Annotated in this window: 24 protein-coding genes; 16 read left to right on the top strand and 8 right to left on the bottom strand. The window is 68.1% G+C overall.

The features are described from left to right. The first annotated feature begins 2 nt into the window (after positions 1 to 2). Positions 3 to 1,799: a hypothetical protein gene (locus tag HNP98_RS17515; protein ID WP_173811470.1), complete on the top strand. Its 1,797-nt coding sequence runs from the start codon at positions 3 to 5 to the stop codon at positions 1,797 to 1,799. Positions 1,800 to 1,868: 69 nt separating this feature from the next. On the opposite strand, the gene HNP98_RS17510 is transcribed toward HNP98_RS17515, so the two are convergent. Further along, positions 1,869 to 3,116 carry a hypothetical protein gene (locus HNP98_RS17510; RefSeq protein WP_173811469.1) on the bottom strand — a complete coding sequence of 416 codons (1,248 nt, stop codon included), beginning with the start codon at positions 3,114 to 3,116 and terminating at the stop codon, positions 1,869 to 1,871. Between the two features lie 301 nt (positions 3,117 to 3,417). Between HNP98_RS17510 and HNP98_RS17505 the strand changes: the two genes are divergently transcribed. Together HNP98_RS17505 and HNP98_RS17500 are read left to right on the top strand one after the other, a co-directional pair. Then, entirely contained in the window at positions 3,418 to 3,564 is a 147-nt protein-coding gene (locus HNP98_RS17505; RefSeq protein WP_173811468.1) for a hypothetical protein, read from the top strand. Beyond that, the gene (locus HNP98_RS17500) at positions 3,561 to 4,145 is read left to right on the top strand and encodes a head GIN domain-containing protein (RefSeq protein ID WP_173811467.1); all 585 of its coding nucleotides are present in this window, start codon (positions 3,561 to 3,563) and stop codon (positions 4,143 to 4,145) included. Before HNP98_RS17505 ends, HNP98_RS17500 begins: the two co-directional genes overlap by 4 nt. 140 nt (positions 4,146 to 4,285) lie before the next feature. Here the strand turns inward: HNP98_RS17500 and HNP98_RS17495 are convergent, their stop codons facing one another. Further along, positions 4,286 to 4,681 (bottom strand): nuclear transport factor 2 family protein, encoded by a 396-nt coding sequence (locus HNP98_RS17495; RefSeq protein ID WP_173811466.1) that lies wholly within the window; start codon positions 4,679 to 4,681, stop codon positions 4,286 to 4,288. A 90-nt stretch (positions 4,682 to 4,771) separates the two neighbouring features. On the opposite strand from HNP98_RS17495, the gene purU reads away from it, so the two are divergent. The 3 genes from purU to HNP98_RS17480 all read left to right on the top strand — a co-directional run bounded on the left by purU (position 4,772) and on the right by HNP98_RS17480 (position 7,693). Next, positions 4,772 to 5,605, top strand: coding sequence for a formyltetrahydrofolate deformylase (purU, locus tag HNP98_RS17490; protein ID WP_173811465.1), 834 nt, complete (start codon positions 4,772 to 4,774; stop codon positions 5,603 to 5,605). Positions 5,606 to 5,750: 145 nt separating this feature from the next. Continuing rightward, complete coding sequence (locus HNP98_RS17485) at positions 5,751 to 7,091, top strand: phenylacetate--CoA ligase family protein (RefSeq protein ID WP_173811464.1); 1,341 nt, start codon at positions 5,751 to 5,753, stop codon at positions 7,089 to 7,091. After that, positions 7,088 to 7,693 (top strand): TetR/AcrR family transcriptional regulator, encoded by a 606-nt coding sequence (locus HNP98_RS17480; protein ID WP_173811463.1) that lies wholly within the window; start codon positions 7,088 to 7,090, stop codon positions 7,691 to 7,693. Before HNP98_RS17485 ends, HNP98_RS17480 begins: the two co-directional genes overlap by 4 nt. A gap of 57 nt (positions 7,694 to 7,750) precedes the next feature. On the opposite strand, the gene HNP98_RS17475 is transcribed toward HNP98_RS17480, so the two are convergent. From HNP98_RS17475 to HNP98_RS17465, 3 genes are all read right to left on the bottom strand, one after another. Further along, complete coding sequence (locus HNP98_RS17475; protein WP_173811462.1) at positions 7,751 to 9,043, bottom strand: NCS2 family permease; 1,293 nt, start codon at positions 9,041 to 9,043, stop codon at positions 7,751 to 7,753. A gap of 151 nt (positions 9,044 to 9,194) precedes the next feature. Further along, entirely contained in the window at positions 9,195 to 10,259 is a 1,065-nt protein-coding gene (locus HNP98_RS17470; protein WP_246275194.1) for a purine nucleoside permease, read from the bottom strand. A 261-nt stretch (positions 10,260 to 10,520) separates the two neighbouring features. Beyond that, positions 10,521 to 12,149, bottom strand: a complete 1,629-nt coding sequence (locus tag HNP98_RS17465; RefSeq protein ID WP_173811461.1) for a hypothetical protein — start codon at positions 12,147 to 12,149, stop codon at positions 10,521 to 10,523. A gap of 233 nt (positions 12,150 to 12,382) precedes the next feature. Here HNP98_RS17465 and paaE point away from each other — a divergent pair, with 233 nt between their 5' ends. Beyond that, positions 12,383 to 13,462, top strand: a complete 1,080-nt coding sequence (gene paaE / locus HNP98_RS17460) for a 1,2-phenylacetyl-CoA epoxidase subunit PaaE (RefSeq protein WP_173811460.1) — start codon at positions 12,383 to 12,385, stop codon at positions 13,460 to 13,462. A 68-nt stretch (positions 13,463 to 13,530) separates the two neighbouring features. After that, complete coding sequence (locus tag HNP98_RS17455; protein WP_173811459.1) at positions 13,531 to 15,162, top strand: Na+/H+ antiporter; 1,632 nt, start codon at positions 13,531 to 13,533, stop codon at positions 15,160 to 15,162. Between the two features lie 207 nt (positions 15,163 to 15,369). Here the strand turns inward: HNP98_RS17455 and HNP98_RS17450 are convergent, their stop codons facing one another. Beyond that, complete coding sequence (locus HNP98_RS17450) at positions 15,370 to 16,470, bottom strand: alpha/beta fold hydrolase (RefSeq protein WP_173811458.1); 1,101 nt, start codon at positions 16,468 to 16,470, stop codon at positions 15,370 to 15,372. Between the two features lie 197 nt (positions 16,471 to 16,667). On the opposite strand from HNP98_RS17450, the gene HNP98_RS17445 reads away from it, so the two are divergent. After that, a complete protein-coding gene (locus tag HNP98_RS17445) occupies positions 16,668 to 17,735 on the top strand; it encodes an AI-2E family transporter (protein WP_173811457.1) in 1,068 nt (355 codons plus the stop codon). 31 nt (positions 17,736 to 17,766) lie between these two features. On the opposite strand, the gene HNP98_RS17440 is transcribed toward HNP98_RS17445, so the two are convergent. Further along, positions 17,767 to 18,420 (bottom strand): hypothetical protein, encoded by a 654-nt coding sequence (locus HNP98_RS17440; protein ID WP_173811456.1) that lies wholly within the window; start codon positions 18,418 to 18,420, stop codon positions 17,767 to 17,769. A 131-nt stretch (positions 18,421 to 18,551) separates the two neighbouring features. Further along, on the bottom strand, positions 18,552 to 19,541 hold the full coding sequence (locus tag HNP98_RS17435; protein WP_173811455.1) for a DUF1028 domain-containing protein: 990 nt from the start codon (positions 19,539 to 19,541) through the stop codon (positions 18,552 to 18,554). A gap of 130 nt (positions 19,542 to 19,671) precedes the next feature. Between HNP98_RS17435 and paaA the strand changes: the two genes are divergently transcribed. The 7 genes from paaA (at position 19,672) to paaZ (ending at position 26,537) form a co-directional block, all read left to right on the top strand. Beyond that, a complete protein-coding gene (gene paaA, locus HNP98_RS17430) occupies positions 19,672 to 20,628 on the top strand; it encodes a 1,2-phenylacetyl-CoA epoxidase subunit PaaA (RefSeq protein WP_173811454.1) in 957 nt (318 codons plus the stop codon). Between the two features lie 156 nt (positions 20,629 to 20,784). Continuing rightward, the gene (paaB, locus tag HNP98_RS17425) at positions 20,785 to 21,072 is read left to right on the top strand and encodes a 1,2-phenylacetyl-CoA epoxidase subunit PaaB (RefSeq protein WP_173811453.1); all 288 of its coding nucleotides are present in this window, start codon (positions 20,785 to 20,787) and stop codon (positions 21,070 to 21,072) included. 11 nt (positions 21,073 to 21,083) lie between these two features. Then, positions 21,084 to 21,896 carry a 1,2-phenylacetyl-CoA epoxidase subunit PaaC gene (gene paaC / locus HNP98_RS17420; RefSeq protein ID WP_173811452.1) on the top strand — a complete coding sequence of 271 codons (813 nt, stop codon included), beginning with the start codon at positions 21,084 to 21,086 and terminating at the stop codon, positions 21,894 to 21,896. 59 nt (positions 21,897 to 21,955) lie between these two features. Continuing rightward, positions 21,956 to 22,492 carry a 1,2-phenylacetyl-CoA epoxidase subunit PaaD gene (paaD, locus tag HNP98_RS17415; protein ID WP_173811451.1) on the top strand — a complete coding sequence of 179 codons (537 nt, stop codon included), beginning with the start codon at positions 21,956 to 21,958 and terminating at the stop codon, positions 22,490 to 22,492. Positions 22,493 to 22,603: 111 nt separating this feature from the next. Then, entirely contained in the window at positions 22,604 to 23,794 is a 1,191-nt protein-coding gene (locus HNP98_RS17410) for a 3-hydroxyacyl-CoA dehydrogenase NAD-binding domain-containing protein (RefSeq protein WP_217425821.1), read from the top strand. Continuing rightward, positions 23,772 to 24,215 (top strand): hydroxyphenylacetyl-CoA thioesterase PaaI, encoded by a 444-nt coding sequence (gene paaI / locus HNP98_RS17405; RefSeq protein WP_173811450.1) that lies wholly within the window; start codon positions 23,772 to 23,774, stop codon positions 24,213 to 24,215. Before HNP98_RS17410 ends, paaI begins: the two co-directional genes overlap by 23 nt. Before the next feature lie 255 nt (positions 24,216 to 24,470). Continuing rightward, entirely contained in the window at positions 24,471 to 26,537 is a 2,067-nt protein-coding gene (gene paaZ / locus HNP98_RS17400) for a phenylacetic acid degradation bifunctional protein PaaZ (protein ID WP_173811449.1), read from the top strand. Positions 26,538 to 26,692: the final 155 nt, after the last annotated feature.

Below are 26,692 nucleotides of genomic sequence, written 5' to 3'. Positions count from 1 at the left end.
ACTTGGCCATTTATTCTTTGTTGATTCAGTACGGCCTGGCCGCCGCGTGCCTGCTGCTGGGCCTCGGGCTGGCGGTGGCCGCCTGGCGGCGGCCGCGCCACCACCAGCGCGGGGCCCGGGTGCTGGCCGGGGCCCTGGCGGCGGCGGCCCTGTGGCTCGCGGCCTACCCGCCCCTACGCGCCGTGCCCGCCGCCCGCGCCGAAGCCATTGTGCTGACGCCGGGCTACCGGCCCGATACGCTGGCCCAGCTGCTGCGCCGGCTCGGGGCGGGCACGCCCGTGTGGCGCTACGCCGGGGCCCCGGGCCCGGCCCGCGCCCGGCCGCTGGGCAGCCTGCTGGCGCTGGCCGAGCAACGCCCCGCCCTGCGCCGCGTGCACGTGCTGGGCCAGGGCCTGCCCGCCGCCGAACTGCCCCAGCTGGGCCCCGTGGCGCTGCAAATACACGCCCCGCCGGCCTTTGCCGGTTTTGAAACGGCTACCTGGTCCCCGCGCTTGCGGCTAGGCGAGTCGCTGACGGTGGAAGGCACCGCGGCCACGCCCGCCGGGGCCCCGGCCTGGGTAAGCCTGCAAGCCGACGGCGGCGGGCGCGACTCGGTGCGGGTGCCGGCCGGCGGCGGGGCGTTTCGGCTGCGCTACCGGCCCCGGGCGGCCGGGCTGGCCCTGTACCGGCTGGTGCTGCGCCCGCCCGGCCAGCCCGCCCGCGCCGAGCCGGTGCCGCTGGAAGTAGCCGCCGCCCCGCACCCGCCGGTGCTGCTGCTGAGCGCCGCGCCGGCGTTCGAGTTCAAGTTTTTGAAGAACCACCTCGCCGGGCAGCCCCGCGCCGTGGCCGTGCGCACGGGCGTGAGCCGGGGTCTGGTGCAAACCGAGTTCCTCAACCAGCCCGCCCAGGCCCTCGACCGCCTCACGCCCGCCTTACTGGCCCGCTACGCCGTGGTGGTGGCCGACGCGGGCACGCTGGCCGGCTTGCCGGGGGCCGAAGGCCAGGCCCTGCGCGGGGCCCTGCAAGCCGGCCGCCTGGGCCTGGTGGTGCTGGCCGACGCCGCGCCGTTGCCCGCCGCCACCCCGGGCCGGGCCGCTTTTGCCGTGGTGCCGCGCCCCGCGGCGGCCACGCCCCAGCCCCTCGCCTGGGCCGATGCGCCGTCCGCCGTCCGGGCTCCGCTGCCCGCCGCGCTGCGCCCCAGCGCCGCGCTGCAACCGTTGGTCCGGGGCCCCGGCGCGGCCCTGGTGGCCGCCCGCTGCCGGTTTGGGCTGGGCGCGGTGGTGGTGTCGGTGGTGCCCGAAACCTTTCGCTGGGCCCTGGCCGGGCAAGACGCGGCCTACGCCTCGTTCTGGAGCCGGCTGCTGGCGGCGGCTACGCCGCCGGCCCCGGCCGCCGCCACCTGGCGCGTGGCCACGGCCTGGCCCCGGGCCCACAACCCCGCGGCGTTGCAGCTGGCGGCGGGGGCCTTCCCGGCCGCGCCGCCCGCCGTGCGGGCGCTGGCCGGGGGCCCCGCCGTGGCCCTGCCCCTGCGCCAGGACCCGCGCCTGCCCGAGTGGAGCACGGCCGTGTTCTGGCCCGCTGCGGCCGGGTGGCACCAGGTGCGGGGCCCCGGCAAAACCGATTTTTCCTTCTACGTTTTTGGCCCCGACGACTGGCCGGGCCCCGAGGCCGCGCAGCGCCGGCTGGCCGCCGCGCAGCACGCCAGCGCCACCGCCCCGCCTACCGCGCCCAGCGAGGTGCGGGAGCCCTGGCCGGCGGGCTGGTTTTTCGGGCTGTTCCTGCTCGCGGCGGGGTACCTGTGGCTGGAGGAAAAGCTGTAAAATCTGGTTGTCAGTTACTCGTTATCAGCTGTCAGCCAAACTATTACTACCCAACCAACAACCGACAACTTAGTACGTACGGCTGGCCGTGGTTTCGGGGATGACGACCAGGTAATCATAGTCCAGCAAAACGCGCTGCATCTGTTGGCTCGCCACCAGCTTGCCGGCCCCGAGGGCCCGGCGAGCGGGGCGCAGGTCCACCACGTTCCAGGCGGGGCCGGGGGTTTGGCCGAAGTAGGGCTGGAGGTAGGCGTTATCGGCGGCGGTGTAGGCGGCCACGTTTTGGCTACGGTTCACTTGGTTCGAGCCGCGGGCTTGGGTGCCTTGCTTGCCCACAATCATGATGTGGAGCGACTGTTTATCCTGGGCTTCGGCCAGGCTCAGGGCCAGGTTGCCCACGTCGTAAAACTCGCCGAAGGAGGCGATGCTCAGGCCCCGCCCGAGGTGGTTGGCCCCAAACTTAAACAGCATTTTGGGCAGCGGCTGCCCCGCCGAGCCGGGCCGTTCTGGCTTGATGTTAAGCAGGTTGCGACGCATCAAATTTAGGCGTGCCTGGTGGGCCGAGAGGCCGTTGGGCAGCGGGGCGCGGGTTTCGTAGGTGCGGTAAATCTGGTAGCTGGTCACGTAGTCCTGCACCATTTGCCGCACGGCGGGGCCCTCTTGGCGGGTGACGGCCACCAGGCTATCGACGGCGCTGGGCCGCTGCTCGGACATGCTGAACCGGTCCTTGCCCTCGCGCTCGAAGACCTGCCCTTGGGCCTGGTACTTGGCGGCTTGTTGCTGCAAGCAGGCCCGGGCGGGCCTGCCGTTGGCTTGCTCGGCCAACCGGGCGTAAAAGCGGGCCGCCGTTGTAATAAATACTTGGTCGAGGCCCACCAGCTGCACGTGCTGGGCCCGCAGCGTGCGTATTAATTCAAACTCTTCGGCCAGGCTGTAGAAACACAGCGCCTCGGGGTACTGCTGCAAGTAGGCCGTAGGGGGCCCCGGCTGCGCCGCCAGCATCGTCAGGTCCCGGGCCACGTAGGGGTCGATTTCGGCCACGAACACCGCCGGTTGCAGTACTTGGGCCACGGCGGCCGTGAAGCCCGGAATCTGGGCCAGGCCGTGGTCTTCGCCCACCAGCACGAACTGGCTTTGCTGGATGCTCAGCCGCAGCTCGTCCCAGCCCAGGCCGGAGAACTGGGCCCCGGCGGCCACCAGCGGCAGCTGGTGCTGCCGGATGAGGCACGTGAGGGTGCTGTCCTGGGCCCGGGCGGGGCCGGCCAGCAGGCCCATCAGCAACACGAAGAAGAGCGCGAGGGCCCGGGGGTGGGGCATTGGCGAAAAGCGGGCAAACGGCATGAGGGAGGGGCGGTGAAGGCGTTGGTGCGGCGAAGGTGCGGCGCCCCCCGGCCGCGCCACAAAATATTATCCCAACCCCCCCAAACTCTATACGAATTCTTTGCAGCCCGCCGCGACGCCCGGGCCGGGGCACCGGCACCCGGCCCGGGCGGATTGCTCCCGGGAGTCCGGGGGTTGGGATAATAAATTGCCATCCGCCGCCCGGCGGGGCTAGCTTTACCCGGGCAGCAAAACCACCCGTTGCCCCGGCTCCACCTCACCCACTAACGCTTTGTTTATGAAAGTCTTTAGCTTCTTACTCCCCGCCTTGCTTCTGGGCAGCGGCCCGGCCGCCGTGCGGCCCGCCGCCCCCGCGCCCACCGCCCAGGAGGTGCGCGACGGGGCCCCTTTCGCGCAGGTGGGCTGGCCGCTTCGGTGGCCGTGACGGTGCGGCAGGGCAGCCCGCAGCAAGTGGTGGTGGAAGGCGCGCCCGACGACCTGGCCCAGTTGCAAACCACCGTGGCCGACGGCCGGCTCACCGTCGACACCAAATCGGGCGCCGACTGGAAAGCGTTTTTAGGCAGCCACCCCAGCCTGGGCAAGGTGACGGTGCGCATCACCATGCCCACCATCAACGCGCTGAGCGTGAGCAGCTCCGGCTCCCTCAAAGCAGCGACTGTGCGGGCCGATAACCTGGCCCTGGGCGTGAGCAGCTCGGGGCACGTCGGCATCGGCCAGCTGCAAGCCGCCGAGCTGCACCCGGCCCTGTCGAGTTCGGGCAGCATCCGGGTGGGCGGCGGCACCTGCCCGCGCCAGGAGGTGGCCATCAGCGGCTCGGGCTCGGTGGAAGCCGCCGGCTTGCAGTCGGAAGCCGGCGAGGCCCGCATCAGCAGCTCGGGCAACTGCCGCCTTCGCGCCAGCCAGACGCTGGACGCGCACCTCAGCGGCCCGGGCGGCGTGTACGTGCTGGGCAACCCCAAAATCACGAGCCGCACCAGCGGCAGCGCCCGGGTGCGGCCGGGGTGATTATCAGTTAACAGTGAGCAGTACATAATTAGGTCGTCATGCTGAACGCAGTGAAGCATCTCTACTGCTTCGTTGAACGATTGGGATACTGCTGCGGGAGAGATGCTTCACTGCGTTCAGCATGGCGGCCTGACTGCTCATTACTCACTGCTCATTGTTAACTGTTTCTGCGCGTGCCAGAGCACCAGCTGCCAACCCGTGGGGTTTTTGATGTACACCACCGCGTACTTGAGGTGCGTGGTGAGGGGCTGGCCGTCGGGGCCGGGGCCCAGGTCGATGCGCACGGTGCCGTTGACGACGGCGGTGCGCTCGTCGTTGTAGGGGCGCACGGTGAGGGCATCGATGTCCACGCGGTCGTAGCGGCTTTGGCCGGCGCGGATGCTGGCGAGGTAGCTCGTTTTGCTGTCCTGGTGGCCGTTGGCGTGGGTGTAGACGAGGTCGTCGGCGAAGATTTTCTCCAGCACGGCGTAATCCTTGGTTATTTGCGCGGCGAAGCGCTGGCGTTCGAGTTGTTCAACTTCCTGAATGGCACTCATCGAAGGGAGGGAAAATGGCAAAGCGCCCGGCCCCCGTGGCCGGCGCGCCCGCAAAGAAACCACCGCCCGGCCCCCGCTTCGCCCCCGCCCATGCCCAACCTGCTGCTCATCCAATCGCCCGACGAGCCCGGGCTGATCTACAAAATCACCGCCGTGCTCTTCGCCCACGGCCTCAACATCCTGCGCAACGACGAGTTTGTGGAGCCCGAGGGCAACGTGTTCTTCATGCGCACCGAGTTTGCCGGCAACCCCGACGCCGGGGCCTTGCGCGGGGCCCTGGCCGCCGCCCTGCCGCCCACGGCCCGCGTGCGCCTCGCCGACCCGCGCCCGCGCGACGTTGTGGTGCTCGTCACCAAAGAGCACCACTGCCTGAGCGAGCTGCTGGTGCGCCACGCCTTCGGCGAACTGAACGCCACCATTCGGGCCGTGGTGGGCAACCACGAGGTGCTGGCCGACCTCACCGGCCGGTTCGGGATTCCGTTCCATTACCTGCCGCACGCGGGCCGCAGCCGCGCCGCCCACGAGGCCGAGGTGCTGGCCGTACTGGCCGATTACCGGCCCGACTACGTGGTGCTGGCCAAGTACATGCGCATCCTCTCGCCCGGGTTCGTGGCTCCCTACGCCAACCGGCTCGTCAACATCCACCACTCGTTTTTGCCGGCTTTTGTGGGGGCCAGCCCCTACGCCCAGGCCCACGCGCGGGGCGTAAAAATCATTGGGGCCACCGCCCACTTCGTCAACGAGCAGCTCGACCAGGGCCCCATCATCGCCCAGAGCGTCATCCCCATCGACCACACCCAGAGCGCCCGCGAAATGGCCCAGGCCGGGCGCGACGTGGAAAAAATCGTGCTGGCCCGGGCCCTGCAGCTCGTGTTCGACGAAAAGGTGTTCGTGCACCGCAACAAGACCGTTATTTTCGATTAAAAGCAGTGGTGCCGGCCGGCAACCACTCAGAACACGAAGCTGAGCAGGCCGTTGTGCCAAGCCTCTTGAAGGGTCTGAAAAGCGACCCAAGGGTAACGAACATTAGTTAGTTTTCAGTAACTTTGTTTGGTCCCACCCCGCCCCGATGCTCTTCAACCCTGCGCTAGAACGGCTGCCCCTGGCCCGGCTGCGGGCCCTGCAAAACGAGCGCCTGCGGGCGCAGGTGGCCTACGTGCAGGCCCGGGTGCCGTTCTACCGGCGGCGGTTGGCCGCGGCAGGCCTCGGCGCAGCCACGTTTCGCGGGCTGGAGGACTTGCCGAAGCTGGGCTTCACCCGCAAGGCGGATTTCCGCGACCACTACCCCTTCGGCCTGTTTGCGGTGCCCGAAGCCGAGGTGGCGCGGCTGCACTGCTCCAGCGGCACCACGGGCAAGGCCACGGTGGTGGGCTACACGGCCGGCGACCTCGAAGTTTTTGCCGAAGTGGTGGCCCGCTCGCTGGCCGCCGCCGGCTGCCGGCCGGGCATGAAGCTGCAAAACGCCTACGGCTACGGCCTGTTCACGGGCGGGCTGGGCATCCACTACGGGGCCGAAAAGCTGGGGCTGACCGTGATTCCCGTCTCGGGCGGCAGCACCGACCGGCAGCTGCAGCTGCTGCAAGACTTCCGGCCCGAAATCCTCTGCGCCACGCCCTCCTACGCCCAGGTGCTGGCCGAGGAAATGCCGCGGCGCGGCCTGGCCCCAGGCGCCGTCAACCTGCGCTACGCCGTGCTGGGCGCAGAGCCCTGGTCGGAGGCCGTGCGCGGGCAGGTGCAGGACGGGCTGGGCGTGCGGGCCACCAACATCTACGGGCTGAGCGAAATCCTGGGGCCCGGCATCGCGCAGGAAGACGTGGACGAGCGCGGCACCGGCAGCTACCTCTGGGAAGACCACTTCTACCCCGAAATCGTGGACCGCGACACCGGCGAGCCGCTGCCCTACGGCCAGCCGGGCGTGCTGGTGCTCAGCACCCTCACCAAGCAGGCCCTGCCCATTTTGCGCTACTGGACCGGCGACATCACCAGCCTTTCCTACGACCATTCCGCGAAGCGCACCCACGTGAAGATGGGGCCCATCCGCGGACGGGCCGACGACATGCTCATCATCCGGGGCGTGAATTTCTTCCCCACCCAGGTCGAGGACCTGCTCGGCGGCCTGCCCGGCACCAGCCCCAGCTACCAGGTGGTGGCCACCCGGCGCGGGCCCCTCGACGAGGTGGAGGTGCGCGTGGAAGTGGCCGCGGCCCTGCTCCGCGGGCTGGGCCTGGCGGCCCTCACCGACGAGCTGGTGCAGCAGCACGACGCCCTGCAACGCCTGCAAGGCGCGTTGGCCCAGAAAATAAAGGACAACATCGGCCTCAGCGTGCGGGTGAGCCTGCGGGCCCCCGGCCAGCTGCCGCGCAGCGAAGGCGGCAAGCTGAGCCGGGTACAGGATTTGCGCACCCCGTGACCAGCGCCCCCAGCATTATGGTGAAGACAAAGAAGTTATCGAAGCGCGAGCTGATTCTGACCGAGGCCGCGAAGCTCTTCAAGGACCGGGGCTACGGTGGCACGTCCATGCGCGACCTGGCCGGGCAGGTGGGCATGGAGGCGGCCAGCATGTACAACCACATCAAGGCCAAGGACGAAATTCTGGCCAGCATCTGCTTCCGGATTTCGGGCCTCTACATCTCGCAGCTGGGCGAAATTTCGGCCACCGAGGCCAGCTACGGCGACAAAATCAAGGCCCTCATCCGCCTGCACATCCGCCTGATGGTAGAGGACGGCCCCGCCGTGTCCGTGGCCAACCACGACTGGAAGTACCTGCCCGAGCCCAAGCTGGGCGAGTTCAAGCAGGCCCGCAAAACCTACGAAAAAGGCTTCGCGGCCCTCATTGAAGCCGGCATCGCGGCCGGCGAGTTTCAGCCCGTGAACGTGTCGGTGGCCCTGTTCACCATCCTCTCGGCCGTGCGCTGGATTGAGCTGTGGTTCCGGCCCGGCCGCGAGCTGTCGGCCGAAGAGCTGGAGGCCAACATCATCACCGTGCTACTCAACGGCCTGGAGCGGAAGTAGCGGCGCGCGGACGCCAGATGAGCATGTCGGCCCGGTTGGCCTGCTCCCCGCGGGCCGCTACAGCAGCAGGCTCACCAGCGAGAGCCCCAGGATGATGCCCAGCACCGGGCTGATGTCGCGCACGCGGCCCAGCAGCACCCGCAGCAGGCCCCAGGCCAGCAGCCCGCAGGCCAGGCCCGTGGCGATGGAAAAGCTGAACGGCATCAGGAACACGGTGAGCAGCGCGGGCACGAACTCCTCGAACTTGTCGAAGTCGAGGCGACGGATTTCGCCGACCATCAGCAGGCCCACCAGCACCAGGGCGGGGGCCGTGGCGTAGGCCGGCACCACGCTGATGAGCGGAATGACGGCCAGCGACCCCACGAACAGCAGCGCCGTGACCACCGCCGTGAGGCCCGTGCGGCCCCCGGCCGCGATGCCCGTGGCCGACTCGATGTAGGCCGTGCTGGGCGAGGTGCCCAGCAGGCTGCTGGCAATGGCGGCCACCGCGTCGAGGTTCAGCATCCGGTTCAGGCCCCGGATTTTGCCGTCGGGTTGCCCCAGGCCGGCCGCGCCGGCGCAGGCCACCAGGGTGCCCAGCGAGTCGAAGAGGCTGACGTAGAACAGGGCGAAGACGGGCCCCAGCAGGCTCCAGCGCAGGGCCCCCAAAATATCCAGCCGAAACGCCACCGGCGCCAGGCTGACGCGGCTGGAAAACACCGCCGCCGGCGCGGCCACCAGCCCGGCCGCCGCCGCCGCCAGCGTGGTGCCCACAATGCCGAGCAGGATGGCGCCCGGCACCCGCCGGACGTGCAGCGCCAGCGTACCAAACAGCCCCGCCACGCTGATAACCACCGGCGGCGTGAACTTGCCCAGCGCCACCAGCGTGGCCGGGCTGGCCACCACCAGGCCCATGTTGCGCAGCCCAATCAGCAGCAAAAACGCCCCGATGCCCACCGGTATGGCCGCCACAATAACCGGCGGAATGGCGGCCACCAGCCGCTCCCGGGCCCCCACTAGGCTCAGCACCAGGAACAACACGCCCGCCCAAAACCCGATGCCCAGCGCCACCGGCCACGGCACGCCGTTGGTGAGCACGAGGGTGTAGCTGAAAAACGCCGTCAGGCCCAGGCCCGGGGCCACCGCCACCGGCACGTTGGCCCCAAAGCCCATCAGGGCCGTGGAAAAGGCCGTGACCAGGCACGTGGCGGCAATCAGGGCCGGCTTGTCGAGGCCGGCGGCGCTGAGCGTGGCCGGCACCACAAACACGATGTAGGCCATCGTGAGGTAGGTGGTGGCGCCGGCCGCCACTTCGGTGCGCACCGTGGTATCATGGTCGCGCAGGTGGAACAGTTTTTCGAGGAGCGGCATGGGGCAGATTTCGAGATGGAGTTGGGGGCCCGGGGCGGTACAGGGCCCCGTAGAACGGAGTGGCACTCCGTTTTCCGCGCGGCCCTGTAGAACGGAGTGGCACTCCGTTTTCCGCGCGCCCGGCAACGGAGTGCCACTCCGTTCTACAGCCCTACTTGGGCAGCTGGTCGCGGCAGGTGGCCCAGTTGTCCACCAGGCTGTTCACCACTTTGGCGCCGGTCAGGTAGGCGGCTTCGAGGGCGGGCAGGTAGGCCGAGTGGCCTTTGTCCTGGCCGTGTTCCTCGTTGGCCAGGCTCTGGATGGCGGTGCTGCCGGGGTGCTGCATGGTGAAGTTGCTCGCCGCGCGCAGCACCAGGAAGCGCTGAAAATCAACCTTGCCGGCCTTGGCCAGAAACTCCAGCGACTGGCCCGTGCCGGTGTCTTCCATGGCCGACGTCACGAAGTTGCCCTGGCCCTGGGTCCAGTATTTTACCCAGTCGTTGGCCCACTGGGTGGCGTACTGGCCGTGCCAGTAGGTCATGGCGGCCAGGTGGTCGCCGAGCATCACGCGGGGCGGCTGCTGGGCGGCGGGCGTGGCGGTGTAGGCCGCGCGCAGCTCCCGGATTTTGTCGTTGTCGGGTAGCTTGAGGTCCTTGGTCAGGCCGTAGGCCCAGTGCACCAGGGCGGGGTTGAGGTGCAGGGCGTTGTTGTACTCGCCCTCGCGCATGGGCTGCTGGTAGGGCTGGGTTTTGCTGAGCGGCAGGTAGCCGGTGCTCCAGCCGGCGGGCATTTCGCGGGGGTCGATTTCGTGGGCCAGGTCGCCATCCACCAGCCACTCGGCCCACACCGCCGAGCCCGTGCTGCCGTCGGCGGGGTCGATGCCGGCGATGCCCGCCACCAGCCAGTAGGCGTGCGAGAGGTCGAAGCGCGGGTCCATGCCCAGGGCCATAATGGAGGCCGCCGACCGCGCCGTACCCATGCCCGTGCAGATGCCCAGCACCTGCTTATCCGCATTGTAGCGCAGGGCGCGGTAGCCCTGCGGGAAGGCGATGGTTTGCTTCAGCGGCAGCCGCTCCACCCAGTACTGGAACTCGCCGGGCGTGTCGCCGGTATCGGCCCCGCGCTCAAACATCGTCACCACCACCACCCGCACCGGCAGGGGTTGGGCCGCCCGCGCGGGGGCCCCAGCCAGGGCCCCCACCAGCAGCAGTATCAGGGTAGAAATGCGTTTCATCATGAGTAGGAGCGGTTGGTTATGTATTGAGTTTAAGCAAAGCGCTTTTCAGCCCCAACGGGGCAGCCCGTCGGTAGGAAAGGGTGATTGACGCACGATAAAGCCCCAGCGGGGCGACCCGAGGAAAACACGACCGTCTGGGTCGCCCCGCTGGGGCTTTTAGTTACTATTGCTATTGGTTGCTACCGACGGGCCGCCCCGCTGGGGCTACCATAAGCAATTTTTGCTTGAATCATAATCCATTGACAGTCAATACAGAATTACCTACTCCCGGTTGAGCCGGGCCACGAAGGCGTCCCACTTGGGCTGCCAGGCGGCGCGGGCGGCTTTCTTTTCAGCGGAGCTTAGGAAGCTGTAGTCGAGGCCGTTGAGGGACAGTTTTTTCAGGGCGCGCAGGTCTAGTTCCCAGGCCAGGGTGATGGCCCAGTAGTCGGGCGTCACGCCCACGTAGTCGAAGATGCCGGGGTCGTCGGAGCTGATGGAAATCTGGAGGCCGTGCCGCAGCCAGGCGTGGGCCGGGTGCAGGCGCAGGTCGCCGATGTAGCCCAGGATCTGGTTGCTGAGCGGGCTCACTTCCACGCAGATGTTTTCGCGGCGCACCAGCTCCTCGGCTGCCGGGAAGAACGACAGGTTGAAGCCGTGGCCGATGCGGCGGCTGTGCAGCAGGGCCGCGTCGTAGAGGTTGGCGGTGTGGCGCCAGGTGCTCTCACCGTCGTGCAGGCACAGCGGCAGGTCGGTGCCGTAGGCGGCGGCCAGCGAGTCGCGGGCCAGCCACACGGCCCGGAAGTAGTCGGTGGGGTGGCCGGCGTCTTCGTGCGCCACCAAGTCGTAGGCGGCCACCAGGCCCGGGTAGCGGCGGCGCAGCTGGTAGGCCTGCGCCAGGTCGGTGCGGATGGCGGCCGCAGCACGGAAGCGCAAGTTGGTGTAAATGAGCCGGAACGTGAAGGCCGGCTCGCGCCCGGCCCGCACCTGCTGCTGCGCCTGCCGCAGGTAGCGGATGATGGAATCGGCGGGAAACGCGCCGGCCGGGTGGCGCAAATCGTAGAGGCTGCCGTTCAGCGACGAGCGCAGCTCAACGTGCTGCACGCCATCGGCGGCCAGCGAGTCGAACATGGCCGCGTACATATCGCGGAACACGGGCTGGTAGCTGGTGAAGCCGTTCATGCGCTGGAAGCACTGCTCGAAAGCCCGCCACACGTCGGCCGAGTCGCGCCCGGTGCGGGCGTCGAACGTCAGCAAGTGGTGCAGCTTCTGCGGAAACTGGGGCACCGTGTTGTTCAGGGCCCCCGCGGCGTAGAAGCCGGCGGGCACTTCGCCGGCCCGGAAAAACCGCATTTGCCCCTGGAGGTACTGCGTGCTGCGGGGGCCCCAGTACACGTAGCAGTTGGGCTCGCGCAGGGCCCGCTGCACCAGCCACCACGGGCTGGCGCCGGCGTTGGGGTGCAGGTGGTGCACGCCGCCCTTGGGCAGGGCCAGCAGCAGCCGGTAGAGGCGCGTGGCGTACATCTGGCGGCGCGCCAGGAAGAAGTTGTGGGCCGGCGGGAAGTAGTTCACCGAATCGTAATGCGCCACCAGCCGCTGCCGCAGCTGCACCAGCTTGCGGTTGGCGCGCTGCTCGGCGGGCGTCAGCACGATGGCCGCGTCGAACGCCCGGGCGCTGTCGGCGCGCACCAGCGCCTGGCGCCGCCGCTCGTAGGCCGCGCTGCTTTTGCTGGCCGGTTGCGCTGGGGCCCCCGCCGGGTGCGCGCCGGGGCCCCCGGCGCAGCCGGCCAGCAGCCCGGCCAGCAGCCCGGCCAGCAGCCCGGCCAGCAGCCCGGCCAGCAGCCCGGGGCCGCGGTACCTTTGGGGCCCCGGGCCCCGCCCCAACCAAGCCCGTCCCGCCTGTACCATCATTATTCTGCCAAGGGTGTTCGGCGCTAAAGTAGCAGGCGCGGGCGGCGCGGCCCAACAAGCCGGGCCGCCAGGGCCCCGGGAACTGGGCATAGCAGCGCGAACTTTGTGGTTCGCGGCCCGCGCTTCGTCCGGCCGATTACCGTTGGGCGGCCGTTTAAAAGCGCGGACTACAAAGTCCGCGCTACAGTTCGCGCTACGATTTACTACCTCTTTTTTTGGCTGCCCTCCCACCCATGAGCCGATTCCATTCCCTCGCCGTCAAAAGCATCACCCGCGAAACGCCCGACTGCGTGAGCGTCTCCTTCGAGGTGCCCGCCGAGCTGCGCGACGCCTTCCGCTACGCGCCGGGCCAGTACCTCACGCTGCGCCGCACCCACGGCGGCGAGGAGCTGCGCCGCTCCTATTCGCTGTGCAGCAGCCCGTTGGACGACGAGTGGCGCGTGGCCATCAAGCGGGTGCCGGGCGGACGGTTCTCCAGCCTGGTGGTGGGCGGCGGCGGCCTGCGCCCCGGCGACTTACTGGATGTGATGCCGCCGCAGGGCCGCTTCACGCCGCCCGCCCTGCACCCCGCAAACGCCAAGCGGTACGTGCTCTTCGCGGCGGGCAGCGGCATCACGCCCGTGTTTTCCATCGCCAAAACCGTACTCCTCACCGAACCGAATAGCCAGGTGTACCTGGTGTACGGCAACCGCGGCCGCAACTCCATCATCTTCAAGGAAGGCATTGAGGCCCTGAAGAATAAGTTCCTGAACCGCCTGAGCGTGTACCACGTGCTGAGCCGCGAGCAAGGCGACGCCGACCTCCTGTTCGGCCGCATCGACCGCGAAAAAACCGCGCAATTCTTGCAGAAGATCGTGCCCGCAGGCCGCATCGACGAGTGCTTCATTTGCGGGCCCGAGGAGATGATTACGGGCGTGCGGGAGGCGCTGGCCGAGGCCGGCGTGGCCCCGGAAAAAGTCCACTTCGAGCTATTCGCCACCGGGGCCCCCAAAGCCGCCCCGGGCCCCGCCCGCCCCGCCGGCACCGACGACCAGAAAAGCCAGGTAAGCGTGCAGCTCGACGGCCGCGCCTACCGCCTCGACATGTCGTTTTACGGCGACACGATTCTCGACGCCGCCCTGGCCGCCGGGGCCGACGCGCCCTACTCCTGCAAAAACGGCATGTGCAGCACCTGCCGCGCCCGCATCACGGAAGGCACCGCGGCCATGGACGTAAACTACTCGCTATCAGCCGATGAAATAGCCCGCGGCTACGTGCTCACGTGCCAGGCCCGCCCCACCGCGGCCCAGGTGGCGGTGGATTTTGACCAGTAGGGCGGCGGGGCCAGTGGCGGGGCCCGGTTTGGGCGGCAGCGACCTAGCTTTACCGCATTCCGCTCGTTATGAATAGCTTCGAAACCATCCTGGTCTTACTGGCCCTGCTTGCGGGCCTGTCGGTGCTATTCCAGCGGAGCCGGCTGCCGCAGGCGGTGCTGCTGGTGGCGGCGGGCCTGGCGCTGGGCTTCGTGCCCGGCCTGCCCCCCATCAAGCTGGAGCCCGACGTGGTATTCCTGCTGATTTTGCCGCCCCTGCTCTACTACGCGGGCTTCAACCTCACCTGGCAGGATTTCAACCACTACCGCCGGCCCATTCTGCTGCTGGCCGTGGGGCTGGTGGCGTTCACGACGGTGGCCGTGGCCGTGGTGGCGCACTACTTTTTGCCGGGCTTTGGCTGGCCGCTGGCGTTTGTGCTGGGGGCCATCGTGTCGCCGCCCGACGCCGTGGCGGCCAGCAGCGCCACGCAGGGCCTGGGCCTGCCCAAGGGCGTGAGCGTGACGCTGGAAGGCGAGGGCCTGGTGAACGACGCCACCGCCCTCATTGCCTACCGCTACGCCGTGGCGGCCGTGGTCAGCGGCGGGTTTGTGGCGTGGCGGGCGGGCGCGCAATTCGTGCTGGTGGCCGGCGGCGGCGTGGCCCTCGGGCTGGCGGCCGGCTACGGCACGGCGTGGCTGCAAGCCCGGGTGCGCGAGGCCACGACGGCCACGGCCATTTCGCTGCTGCTGCCGTTTCTGGTGTACCTGCTGGCCGAGCACGTGGGGGCCTCGGGGGTGCTGGCGGTGGTGTTCATGGGCCTGGTGATGTCGCGGCGGGCCCCGGAGGTGTACTCGGGGCCCACGCGCCTGCAAAACGCCAGCTTCTGGCGCGTGGTCAACTTCCTGCTGAACGGCTTCGTGTTCATCCTCATCGGGTTGCAGCTGCCGGCCGTGCTGCGCGGCCTGCCGCCCGGCCGCCTGCCCGCGCTGTGCGGCTACGGGCTGCTCATCAGCGCCGTGGCCGTCGTCATCCGCATCGTGTGGATTTTCCCGGTCGCGGCACTCGTCACCTTTTTCCGCCGCTCGGCCGGCGATGCGGCCCCACCGCTTATTAGCTGGCGCGAGCTGCTGGTGACGTCGTGGGCCGGTATGCGCGGGGTGGTGTCGCTGGCCACGGCCCTGGCCCTGCCCCTGGCGCTGGCCGACGGCCGCGCCTTCCCGCAGCGCAACGTGCTGCTGTTCCTCACCTTCGCCGTCATTCTGGTGACGCTGCTAGTGCAGGGCCTCACGCTGCCGTGGCTGGTGCGCCGCCTGGGCGTGCACGGCGAAACGGCCGCCGCCGACCGCCACGAGCAGGCCCTGCGCCTGGAGCTGGCCACCGATTCGCTGGCGTTTCTGCACGGCACCCTGGCCGCCTGCACCGCTCCTGAGGTGCTGGCCCCGCTGGAGCAGCGCCTCGCCCAACAAATTGGCCTGCTGCGAGCCAACGCCGCCGATGAGGCGGCCCCCGGCGCAGCCGAACCGGGCCCCGGGCAGCGCCGGCACCAGCAAGTGCTGCGCACCGGTTTGGCCCTGGTGCAGCACCAGCTCGGCCTGCTCGTGCAGCACCACAAGCAGGGCCACGCCGAGGTCGAAACCATCCGCAAGCTCCAGCGCGAGCTGGATTTGGCCGAGCTGGACTTGCAAACGCAGTTGGATGAAGGCGACGCGGCGGGCAGCTGAGTGGTTTACCGGCCAGGGTACCGCAGCGCGAACTTGGTAGTTCGCGCCGCTGCCCGGTAATCGGCAGCACGAAGCGAAAGCCGCGAACTACAAAGTTCGCGCTACCGATTCGTAGCCATGCACGAATCCGAGCACTGCGCTAAAGGCCCCCGCCGCACTGGCAGGGCGTCCGGCCACAGGGCCAGGCAGGGCCCTGGGCCCTACACCTTACTGCTTGCCGGCCAGGAACTGGCCGATGTTATCGTTGAGGAACTTGGCGTCGGCGGGGTTGCTGGCAGCCCCGGCGGTGTGGCCCCACAGCGAGGGAATGGGCCGCAGCGTGACGCCGGGAATGAAGGCGGCCTCGTAGCGGGCGTCGCCCACGGGAAAGTACAAATCCGTTTCCGAGGGCATGTACAAAATGGGCGCTTTGATGCTGCGCAGGGCCTTTTCCACGTCGCCACCGAAGCCGGGGGTGGTGCCCACGTCGTGGGTTTCCCAGGTGCGCATTTGCAGGATGAGGTCGTTGGCGTCGGCCCCGGGGATGAAGTCGGTGCGGAAGCCGCTGAGCACCTGGGCGAAGGTGGTGCCGGGCGGCGAATACGTGCGCCACAGCTCCTTGCGCCACCACTCCTGCGAAAACAGCCAGCCCGTCCACACCGTGCCGAAGGCTTCAAGGCCCTTTTTGGGCGGCGCGGTGTAGTCGCCGTTGTTGAAAGCAGCGTCGGCGGTGAGGGCGGCAATCTGGCCTTCGAGGCGCACCACGCCGTGCGGGTAGTTTTTGGCCGTGCCCGAGGTGGCCACCAGGCGGTCGGCAAACGTGGGGTAGCTCACGGCCCACTGAAACGCCTGCTGGGCCCCCATCGAAAAGCCAATAATGGCGCGCAGGTGGGTTATCCGCAGCTCCTTGGTCAGCAGCTCGTGCACGGCCGCCACGTTGTCGCGGATGGTCATGACGGGGAAGCGGGGCCCGTGGAACGGCTCGGGCGTGTTGCTGGGCGACGACGACTTGCCGTTGCCGAACAGCTCGGTCGTGACCAGAAACAGCTTGGTGGTGTCCAGGCACTTGCCGAGGCCGATGAGCCATTCGTAGCCGTGGTGGTCGGCCAGGTAGTGCGAGGGCAGCAGGATGGCGTTGTCGCGCCGGGCGTTGAGGTGGCCGTAGGTGCCGTAGCCCACGCGGGCCTGGGGCAGCACCGCCCCGCCCTCGGTGCGGAAATTCGTCAGCGTGAAAAAGTGGTGCGGCACCCGGTCGGCGGGCTTGGCCGGGGCCTGGGCCCGGGCGATGGTGAAACCGAGCAGCAGGCAGAGGGTAAGCAGTGGGCGCATAGGGCGGATTAGTTGGTTGCGAACGGGGGCCGGGCGGCTTGTCTTTACCCGGCGCTTTTGCCGCCGCTGCGCGGCCCAAAACCAGGGCAAAGGCAGCAGCGGCGCGTAGTTTTCGACGCGTTGGCGCGGTTGCTCGTAAAGGTAGCCGGCCCGGTGCCTTTGCCGGAGGCCCCACGCCCGTTTTATTCTCCGCTTTGATGGACCAGCCTACTGCTTCAACTTCTGCCTCGACGAGTGTTTACGTGCGGCGCGTGGGCATTGCCGTGGGCATCGTGCTGGCCGTTTTGTTCGTGCTGGGACTGCTGGGCACGGCCTTCAGCGTGTTCTTGCGGCTGCTGGCGGCGCTGCTCATCGCGCTGCCGCTGCGGGCGGGGGCCGCGTGGGTGCACCGCCGCACGCGGCTGCCCGAGGGCCTGGCGCTGCTGCTCGTGGCGCTGCTGGTGGTGGGGGCCCTGGGGGGCATGGGCTACCTGTTTTCTACCCGCCTGAGCGAGCAGCTCAGCGGCTTGCAGCAGGAGCTGCCCCAGGCCGTGCGCGACGTGCAGGCCCGCGTGGGCGGCACCCGCTGGGGCCAGTGGCTGGCCGGCGAAAACCTCGACTACCGCCGGCTGATGGGCGGCTCCTCGGAGTGGCTGGGCCGCGCCACGGGCGTGTTTTCCACCACGCTCAGCGTCCTGGCCGACGGCTACGTCATCCTCTTTCTGGCCGTGTTCCTGGCCGTGCAGCCCAAGCTCTACCGCAGCGGCCTGGTGCTGCTGGTGCCCCAAAGCCACCGGGCCCGCGCCCACGAAGTACTCGACAAAATCAGCGACACGCTGGTGAAATGGGTGGTGGGCCGGCTGGTGTCGATGGCCGTGGTGGGGGTGCTCACGGTGGTGGGCCTGGGGCTGCTGGGCATGCCGATGGCGGCGGTGCTGGGCCTGTTCGCCGGCCTGGTCACGTTCATCCCCAACATCGGCCCGGTGGTGTCGATGGTACCGGCCCTGCTGCTGGCCTTCCTCAACGGGGGGCCCCACATGGCCCTGTACGTGCTGCTGCTGTACCTGGGCACCCAAACGCTGGAGAGCGCGGCCGTGTCGCCGGTGGTGCAGCAGCGGCTCATCGCGCTGCCGCCGGCCCTCGTGCTGGTGGGGCAGCTCGTCATCGGCGCGTTCACGGGCCTGCTGGGCCTCACGCTGGCCACGCCCATCATCGCCATGGCCGTGGTGCTGGTGAAAATGCTCTACGTGCAGGACGTGCTGGGCGACGACGCAGTGCAGGTGTAGCCGGGGCCCCGGTTGGCACAACCGGGGTCACTCATTGCCGGGCGTACGTCGCCCGCAAGCTGCCCTGCTTGTACACCGCCCCGCTGAGCAGCGAAAACCACAGCAGGAACAGCACGAACGTGATTTTCTGGACGACGGGCAGGGCCTCGATGAAGTGCTGGCTGTAGTACACGTAGTTGTTGACGCCCAGCAGCAGCAGGCACAGGGCCCCGAGCCCCAGCAGGCCGAGCCGCCGGGTTCGGTACAGGCCCGCGAAGGCGGCCCCGAGCGCCACCACCCCGAGCAGGCAGGCGATAGTTATCATCAAGTCGTGCTGCTCGCCGGAGAGAAAGCCCGCGGCCACCATCGAGAGAATGCCCGCCGACCGCACGAGGCCCGCGACGCGGGCCCCAAACTGGAAGAGCGGCGGCAGGCAATACCAAAACAGCATGAGCGACAGGCAGAGCACGCCCATCGCCAGCAGGGCCACGGGCTGCGCGGGGTTGGGCTGCCCGTTGATGGCCACCGCCGTCAGCAGGTTGCACCAGTAGTTGTGCAGCCAGCTGAAGCCGGGCGCGGTTTTGTCGGCCGGCGAGCCGCCCGGGTACAGGGCAGCGGCCACGCCGTACAGCACCGCGAACAGGCCCATGCCGCCCGCCGGCAGCAGCCGCCACCACGGGCCGGGCGGGCGTTTTTCGTTGAGCATGGCGCAGGCAAAGCAGGGGAAATGACAGCCGCTAGCCAACCGGCCAGCGCGGCCCACATACGGCAAGCCCGGCCGTACCGGTTCCCCGGGCGGCAAAAAACCGGGCGCGGGCGGCCGGCGCACCGGGGCCCCTACTTCAGCGCCAGAATCTGCTTTAGCTCCGCGTCCGACACCGTAAGCAGGCCCACTTTAGGCAGGCGCTCGGTGAGGATGCGCCAATTGGGTTCCTGCTGGAAAATGGGCTTGAGCAGGGCCAGGGCGGCGGGCACTTGCTGCTTGTTGGCCAGCGTGATGGCGTGCCAGTACTTCATTTCCAGGTTCTGGGGGAACATTTTTTCGGCCGCCTGGTACTCCTGGATGGCGGCGGGCATGTCGTTTTTCTCCACGGCCAGGTCGCCGGCGTTCATGTGGTCGTAGGCGCGGGTGAGCTTCAGCAGGCGGCGCAGCTCCACAAGGGGCTTGTCGGCGTCCTCCACGCGCAGGTCCACGAGGCGGTCGGCCCAGGGGCCCTCGGTGGCCGTGCCGCGCACCACCAGCAGGGCCGCCGACTGCCGGCCGCGGATGTCGCCGCCCGCGGCCTGGGCCGCGTCGAGGGCCGCCAGGGCCCGCTCGGCCAGCGGCAGGGCGGCGCTGGCTTCGTAGGCCTTGGCCATCGCGCCCCACACCGTGTTGTTCAGCATCATGTTGGCCTGCACCGAGAACTGCGCGCCCTGCTGGTGGCCGGCCATGTCGACGCACTTCTTGCCGGTGTGCGTCGCCACCCGGCCCTGGTTGTCGAGGATGGCCACCTGGCGCACGTCGCGGCCCTCGTCGGCGGCCAGCAGCTCGTCGAGCGCCTGCTGGGCGGTTTTGCCGCTTTTCAGCAGGGCCAGGCCGCGCAGGCCGAACGACTTGTTGGTGAACGATTGGGTGGCCACCACGCCCACGCCGGCCTCGCCCCAGCTCACGCTGGTGCCCACCGAAAACCAGTGGCTTTGCACGGCCACGGCCATCTCGCCGGTCTTGGCGTCGCGGGCCACGATGCTGAAAGTGTGGGCCAGCGGGTCGGTGGTGGAATAAACCTGGGCAGCGGCGGGCAGCGCCAGCAGGGCCAGCGCGAAAAGGAGTAGCTTGTGCAGCATTGGGCGGAATGAGGAAAAAATGGTACTGGGCCGCGTGGCGGCCGCGGCCCAAGTTACGGCCGCCGCCGGGGCCCCAAGATTTTTTCGCTACTTTTACAAACTAACGCTTGTTAGCCCACGTTATTAGTCCATGGAAACGCCCGCCCAAGACCTCTCCCGCGACGACCAGTTCCAGGCCCGCATCGACGCCGACGTGCGCATCGAGCCCAAGGACTGGATGCCCGACGCCTACCGCAAAACCCTGATCCGGCAGATTTCGCAGCACGCGCACTCCGAAATTGTGGGCATGCTGCCCGAAGGCAACTGGATAACCCGTGCCCCCAGCCTCAAGCGCAAGGCCATTTTGCTGGCCAAGGTGCAGGACGAGGCCGGCCACGGCCTCTACCTCTACAGCGCCGCCGAAACCCTGGGCGCGAGCCGCGACCAGATGCTGGCCGACCTGCACAGCGGCAAGGCCAAGTACAGCAGCATCTTCAACTACCCCACCCTGAGCTGGGCCGACATGGGCTGCGTGGGCTGGCTCGTGGACGGCGCCGCCATCCTCAACCAGGTGCCGCTGTGCCGCACCAGCTACGGGCCCTACGCCCGGGCCATGGTGCGCGTGTGCAAGGAAGAGAGCTTCCACCAGCGCCAGGGCTTCGAGATTATGCAGACGCTGTGCGCCGGGGCTCCCGCCCAAAAGGAAATGGCCCAGGAGGCCCTCAACCGCTGGTGGTGGCCCACGCTGATGATGTTCGGCCCGAAGGATTCGGAATCGCCCAACACGGAGCAGAGCATGAAGTGGCGCATCAAGCGCTTCACCAACGACGAGCTGCGCCAGAAATTCGTGGACATGATGGTGCCCCAGGCCGAATTCCTGGGCCTGACCGTGCCCGACTCCAACGTGCGCTGGAACGAGGCCCGCCAAGCCTACGACTTCGGCGAAGTCGATTGGAACGAGTTCTGGAGCGTGGTGAAGGGCAACGGCCTCTGCAACCACGACCGCCTCCAGGCCCGCGTGCAAGCCCACGAGGAAGGCGCCTGGGTGCGCGAAGCGGCCCTGGCCCACGCCGCCAAACGTGCCGCGCGGGAGGCCGTGGCGGCATAGGTTTTTAAGTTTGTAGAATAGAAAAAAGAACGTCATGCCGAGCGTAGCCGAGGCATCTCGCCTGCTGAACTAACTCAATCGATTGGTTTACTGCTGCACGCGAGATGCCTCGGCTGCGCTCGGCATGACGGCCTGGGGCCCCAATAACAAAGCATTATGTCCTCATCCGAATGGCCCCTGTGGGAGGTTTTCATCCGCAGCAAGCAAGGGCTCGACCACAAGCACGTGGGCAGCCTGCACGCCGCCGACGCCACGATGGCCGTGCAAAACGCCCGCGACGTGTACACGCGCCGCCTGGAGGGCGTGAGCATCTGGGTGGTCGAGTCGACGCATATCCACGCCTCCAACCCCGACGAGGCGGCCGAATTCTTCGACCCGGCGGCCGACAAAGTATACCGGCACCCCACGTTTTACGACGTGCCGGACGCTATTAAACACATGTAAAGTTGACGGTTATGGACCACCCCGCTGATTTACAACCCGCTCCCGCCGCCATTGCCCACGCGCCCACCGTGCGGCAGCAGCTGTTTGAGTTCGTGCTGCAACTGGCCGATACCAGCCTCGTGCTGGGCCACCGCCTAAGCGAGTGGTGCGGCCACGGGCCCGTGCTGGAGCAGGACTTGGCGATGGCCAACATCGCCTTAGACCTGCTGGGCGAAACCCGCAGCCTCTACCAATACGCCGCCGAGCTGGAGGGCCAGGGCCGCACCGAGGACGACCTCGCCTACCTGCGCCCCGCCACCGCCTACCGCAACCCCTTACTGGTGGAGCAGCCCAACGGCGACTTCGCCCACACCGTGGTGCGCCAGTTCCTGTTCGACAACTTCCACTACCACTTGCTACTGGCGCTGAAAACCAGCCCCGACGCGCCCCTGGCCGCCATCGCCGAGAAGTCGGTGAAGGAGGCGGCCTACCATTTAAAGTGGAGTTCGGAGTGGATAATTCGCCTCGGCGACGGCACCGCCGAAAGCCGCCAGCGGCTAGACAAGGCCCTGGCTACCCTCTGGCGCTACGCCGCCGAGCTGACCATGCCCACCGCCACCGAAGCCGCCCTGCAAGACCTCGGCCTCGTGCCCGACTACAGGGGCATGAAGCCGGCCATGGACGCCCACACCGCCCGCGTGCTGGCCGAAGCCACCGTGCCCGCGCCCCAAATCGCGCCCTTCGCCCAAAAAGGCGGCAAGGCCGGCCAGCACTCCGAGCACCTGGGCTACCTGCTCGCCGAGCTGCAATACATGCAGCGTACCTACCCCGGCCTGACGTGGTAAGTATTTTAAGCTGTTAGCTCATAGCTATTAGCTGTTAGCTTTTTATCAAAGCTTCGACCATGATCAATCCGACAGCCAGTAGCCAAGAGCTAACAGCTAACAGCTGTGAGCTGACAGCTAAAATATGGCAGCTGCTGGAGGAGGTAACGGACCCCGAAGTGCCCGTGCTCAGCATCCTCGACCTGGGCATTGTGCGGACGGTGAAGGTCGAGGGCGAACAGGTGACGGTGACCATCACGCCCACCTACTCGGGCTGCCCGGCCATGAACACCATCGCCACCGACATCCGCCTGCGCCTGCTGGCCGAGGGCATCACCCAGCTCACCGTCCACAACCAGCTCAGCCCGGCCTGGACGACGGACTGGATGAGCGCCGCCGGCCGCGCCAAGCTCACCGCCTACGGCATCGCCCCGCCCGTGGACGGCACCGCGACCGGCCACGTGCTCAACTTGTTCGGCAAAGCCACGGCCGTGGCCTGCCCGCTGTGCGGCTCGGCCCACACGCAGCTTGTCAACCAGTTCGGCTCCACGGCCTGCAAGGCCCTCTACCAGTGCCAGGACTGCCGCGAGCCGTTCGATTATTTCAAGTGCCACTGAGTCAATTGGTATTTATTAGGTAACATTTAACAACTTGCCGGGCCGCCTTCGCCAGCGCCAGTAATTGTAAAAAATGGGCCCTGTTAACTATTGCCTGCTAATTGCTCAATAATGAATGACCACATGACCATCGGAATCATCGGCAGCGGGGCCATGGGCGCGGGCATTGCCCAGGTACTGGCCGTGGCGGGCCACCCCGTCCGGCTGCTCGACCAGCACGCCGGGGCCCTCGAAAAAGCGGTGGCCGGCATCGAAGCCAACCTGCGCCGGCTGGTGGAAAAAGGCCAGCTCACGCCCGACGCCGCCGGCCTGGCCGCCGCCCGCCTGGGCCCCACCACGTACCTGCCCGACTTCGCCGACTGCGAGCTGGTCATCGAAGCCGTGGCCGAAGACCTGGCCGTGAAGCAGCAGCTGTTCCGCGAGGTGGAGCCGGTGGTGGCTCCCGAGTGCATCCTGGCCAGCAACACGTCGTCGCTCTCGCTGGCGGCCATCGCGGCGGCGTGCCAGCGGCCCGAGCGCTTCGTCGGCCTCCATTTCTTCAACCCCGCGCCGCTCATGCGGCTGGTCGAGATTATTCCGGCGGTGCAAACCCGGGCCGGCCTGGCCGACGAGCTGCGGGCCCTGGTGACGCGCTGGGGCAAGCAGCCCGTGGTGGCGCAAGACACGCCCGGCTTCATCGTGAACCGCGTGGCGCGGCCCTTCTACGGCGAGGCGCTGCGCATTATGGAAGAAGGCCTGGCCGACGCGCCCACCATAGACTGGGCCCTGACCAAGCTCGGCGGCTTCCGTATGGGCCCCTTCGCGCTGATGGACTTCATCGGCCACGACGTGAACTACCGCGTCACGGAAGCGGTGTTCGCCGGCTTCTATTTCGACCCGCGCTACCGGCCGTCCATCGCCCAGAAGCGCCTACTTGAAGCCGGCTACCTGGGCCGGAAATCGGGGCGCGGCTTTTATAATTACGCCGCGGGGGCCCAGGTGCCCGCCCCCCGCCAGGACGAGGCTCTGGGCCACCTCATCCTGTACCGGGTGCTGGCCATGCTCATCAACGAGGCGGCCGAGGCCCTGGCCCTGGGCGTGGCGTCGCGGGCCGACCTGGAACTGGCCATGACCCAGGGTGTGAACTACCCCCACGGCCTGCTGGCCTGGGCCGACGCCCTGGGCCCGCCCCGCGTGCTGGCCTGGCTCGACGCCCTCTACGACGAGTACCACGAGGACCGCTACCGGGCCAGCCCGCTGCTGCGCAAGCTGGCCCGCACCAACCAGTTATTCATTCCGCATGAGCGAGTTGCCCAGGCCTGACGCGGCCACGGCCACGGCCGAAACCGTGAAAAACCTGCTGCTGGCCCACGACGCCTTCAGCCGCTGGCTGGGGGTGGAAGTGGCCGAGGTGGGCCCCGGCTACGCCCGCCTCACGCTGGCCGTGCGCCCCGAGATGCTCAACGGCTTCGGGGCCCTGCACGGCGGCGTTACGTTCGCGGCCGCCGACACCGCCTTTGGCCTGGCCTGCAACACCCACGGCCGCCAAGCCGTGGGCCTGAGCGCCACGATAGACTACCTCGAAGCCGGCCGCCCCGGCGACCGCCTCACCGTGGAAGCCCGCGAGGAAAGCCTGAAGCACAAAATCGGCGTGTACCAGGTGCGCGTCAGCAACCAGCACGGCGCGGTGCTGGCCCTGTTCAAAGGCACGGCCTACCGCACCAGCCAGGAAATACCGCTGTAGATGGTGTTACCTGGTTGTTCTGCAATTCGGCCCGTCATGCCGAGCGCAGCCGAGGCATCTCGCGTGCAGCAGCAATCTAGTCGTTGCAACGAAGCACGCGAGATGCCTCGGCTGCGCTCGGCAGGACGGACTAAATGACTAGAGCGGTTTCTAAGCCGCCGCGCCTTGCCCTGTTATTCGTGAATGAGGGACGGGGCAAGCCCCTGCCCGCACCAATTAACGAACCGCCCCAGCCCACCATTTCAATCCTTCCCCATGCCCACCCAACTCCTCGAAAACTACACCCTCGGCCGCTGGCTGCCCGGCGGGGGCCCCCAGCAAGAATTGCTCGATGCCAGCACCGGCGAACTCATCGCCCTGGCCAATACCGAAGGCGTGGACTACGAAGCGGTTTTGGCCTATGGCCGCCGCGTGGGCAACCCGGCGCTGCGCCGCATGACGTTTCACGAGCGGGGGCGGATGCTGAAGGCGCTGGCTTTTTATTTGCAGGAGCGGAAAGAGCAGTTTTACGAGCTGAGCTACCGTTCGGGGGCCACCCGGGCCGACTCGTGGGTGGACATTGAGGGCGGCATCGGCAACCTGTTTGCCAACGCCTCGCTGCGGCGCAAATTTCCGGATAAGCCGTTTTACGTGGAGGGCGAACCGGTGGGCCTGAGTAAGGGCGGCACCTTCGTGGCCCAGCACCTGCTGGTGCCCAAGGAGGGCGTGGCCGTGCACATCAACGCCTACAACTTCCCCATTTGGGGCATGCTGGAGAAAATTGCCGTGAACCTGCTGGCCGGCATGCCCGCCGTGGTGAAGCCCGCCGTGCCCACGGCCTACCTCACCGAGGCCGTGGTGCGCGAAATCGTGGCCTCCGGCATCCTGCCCGCCGGGGCCCTGCAACTCGTCTCGGGCTCGGGCCAGGGCATTCTCGACCACCTCACCTACCAGGACGTGGTGACCTTCACCGGCTCGGCCGCCACCGGCCGGCTGCTGCGGGCCCACCCGCGCATCATCGAGGAAGCCGTGCCCTTTACGATGGAGGCCGACTCGCTGAACGCCGCCGTGCTGGGGCCCGACGCGAAGCCGGGCACCGCGGAGTTCGACCTGTTCATCAAGGAAGTGCGCAAGGAAATGACGGGCAAGTGCGGGCAGAAGTGCACCGCCATCCGCCGCGCCATTGTGCCCGCCGCGCTGCTGGAGGACGTGCAGATTGCCCTGGGCAAGGCCCTGGCCCAGACCACCATCGGCCACCCGCGGGCCGAGGGCGTGCGCATGGGGGCCCTGGCCGGCCGCGCCCAGGCCGCGCAGTTCCGCGCCCGGGTGCGGGAGCTAGCCCGCCACTCGCCCATCGTGTACGGCACCCTGGACGACGTGGAGATCCGGGGCCAGGACCTGGGGGCCCACACCGGCAAGGGCGCGTTTGCCTCGCCCATCGTGCTGCGCAACGACGAGCCGTTTCGCCACCTCGCCAGCCACGAAATCGAAGCCTTCGGGCCAGTGGTGACGCTCATGCCCTACCACGACTTGGGCGAGGCCGTGCAGCTGGCCAACCTCGGCAAAGGCTCGCTGGTGTGCTCGCTGGCCACCGCCGACGCCGGCGTGGCCACCGAATTTGTGCTGGGCGCGGCCACCCACCACGGCCGCATTCTGGTCCTCAACGACGAGATGGCCAAGGAGAGCACCGGCCACGGGGCCCCGCTGCCGCAGCTCATCCACGGGGGCCCCGGGCGGGCCGGCGGCGGCCAGGAAATGGGCGGCATCCGCGGCGTGGAGCACTTTATGCAGCGCGTGGCTTTGCAGGGCTCGCCGAGCATGCTCACCGCCATCACGCAGGTGTACCAGGTAGGGGCCCGCAAAATCGAGAAGGACAAGCACCCCTTTCAGCACTACTTCGAGGAGTTGGAAATCGGGCAGACCTACACCACCCACCGCCACACCGTGACGGAGGCCGACATTACGAATTTCGCCCAGGTGTCGGGCGATAATTTCTACGCCCACGTGGACGCCACGTCGCTCGCAGGCACGCCCTTCACCGGGCGCGTGGCCCACGGCTACTACGTCCTCAGCAAGGCCGCCGGCATGTTCGTGGACCCGCGCAAGGGCCCCGTGCTACTCAACTACGGCCTCGACGAGTGCCGCTTCACCAAGCCCGTGTACCCGGGCATGACCATCGGCGTGCAGCTCACGGTGAAGGAAAAAACCGCCCAGGACCGGCGCGACGACCAGGACATTGCCAAAGGCATCGTGCGCTGGCTGGTGGACGTGACCGACGAAACCGGCGAAACCGTGGCCGTGGCCACGATTCTGACGATGGTGAAGCTGCGGGCCCAGGGGTAAGCGCCGGGGGCGGGCGTAGTGTGTTCCCGCTTTTCGGCATATTCTTGGCTGGATCAGGCTGCATACCCTGCCAAACTTCACTGAATATTCCCAATCTGCTGTATATTATTATTGGCTCAACTGGCCCAGTCCCTTAGAGGCAGACTCTTGTTTTT

The sequence above is a fragment of the Hymenobacter caeli genome, from assembly GCF_013294115.1.
GTDB lineage: Bacteria > Bacteroidota > Bacteroidia > Cytophagales > Hymenobacteraceae > Hymenobacter > Hymenobacter caeli.
The sequence above is the reverse complement of the archived record's forward strand: the minus strand, read 5'-3'. Positions and strand labels throughout refer to the sequence as shown.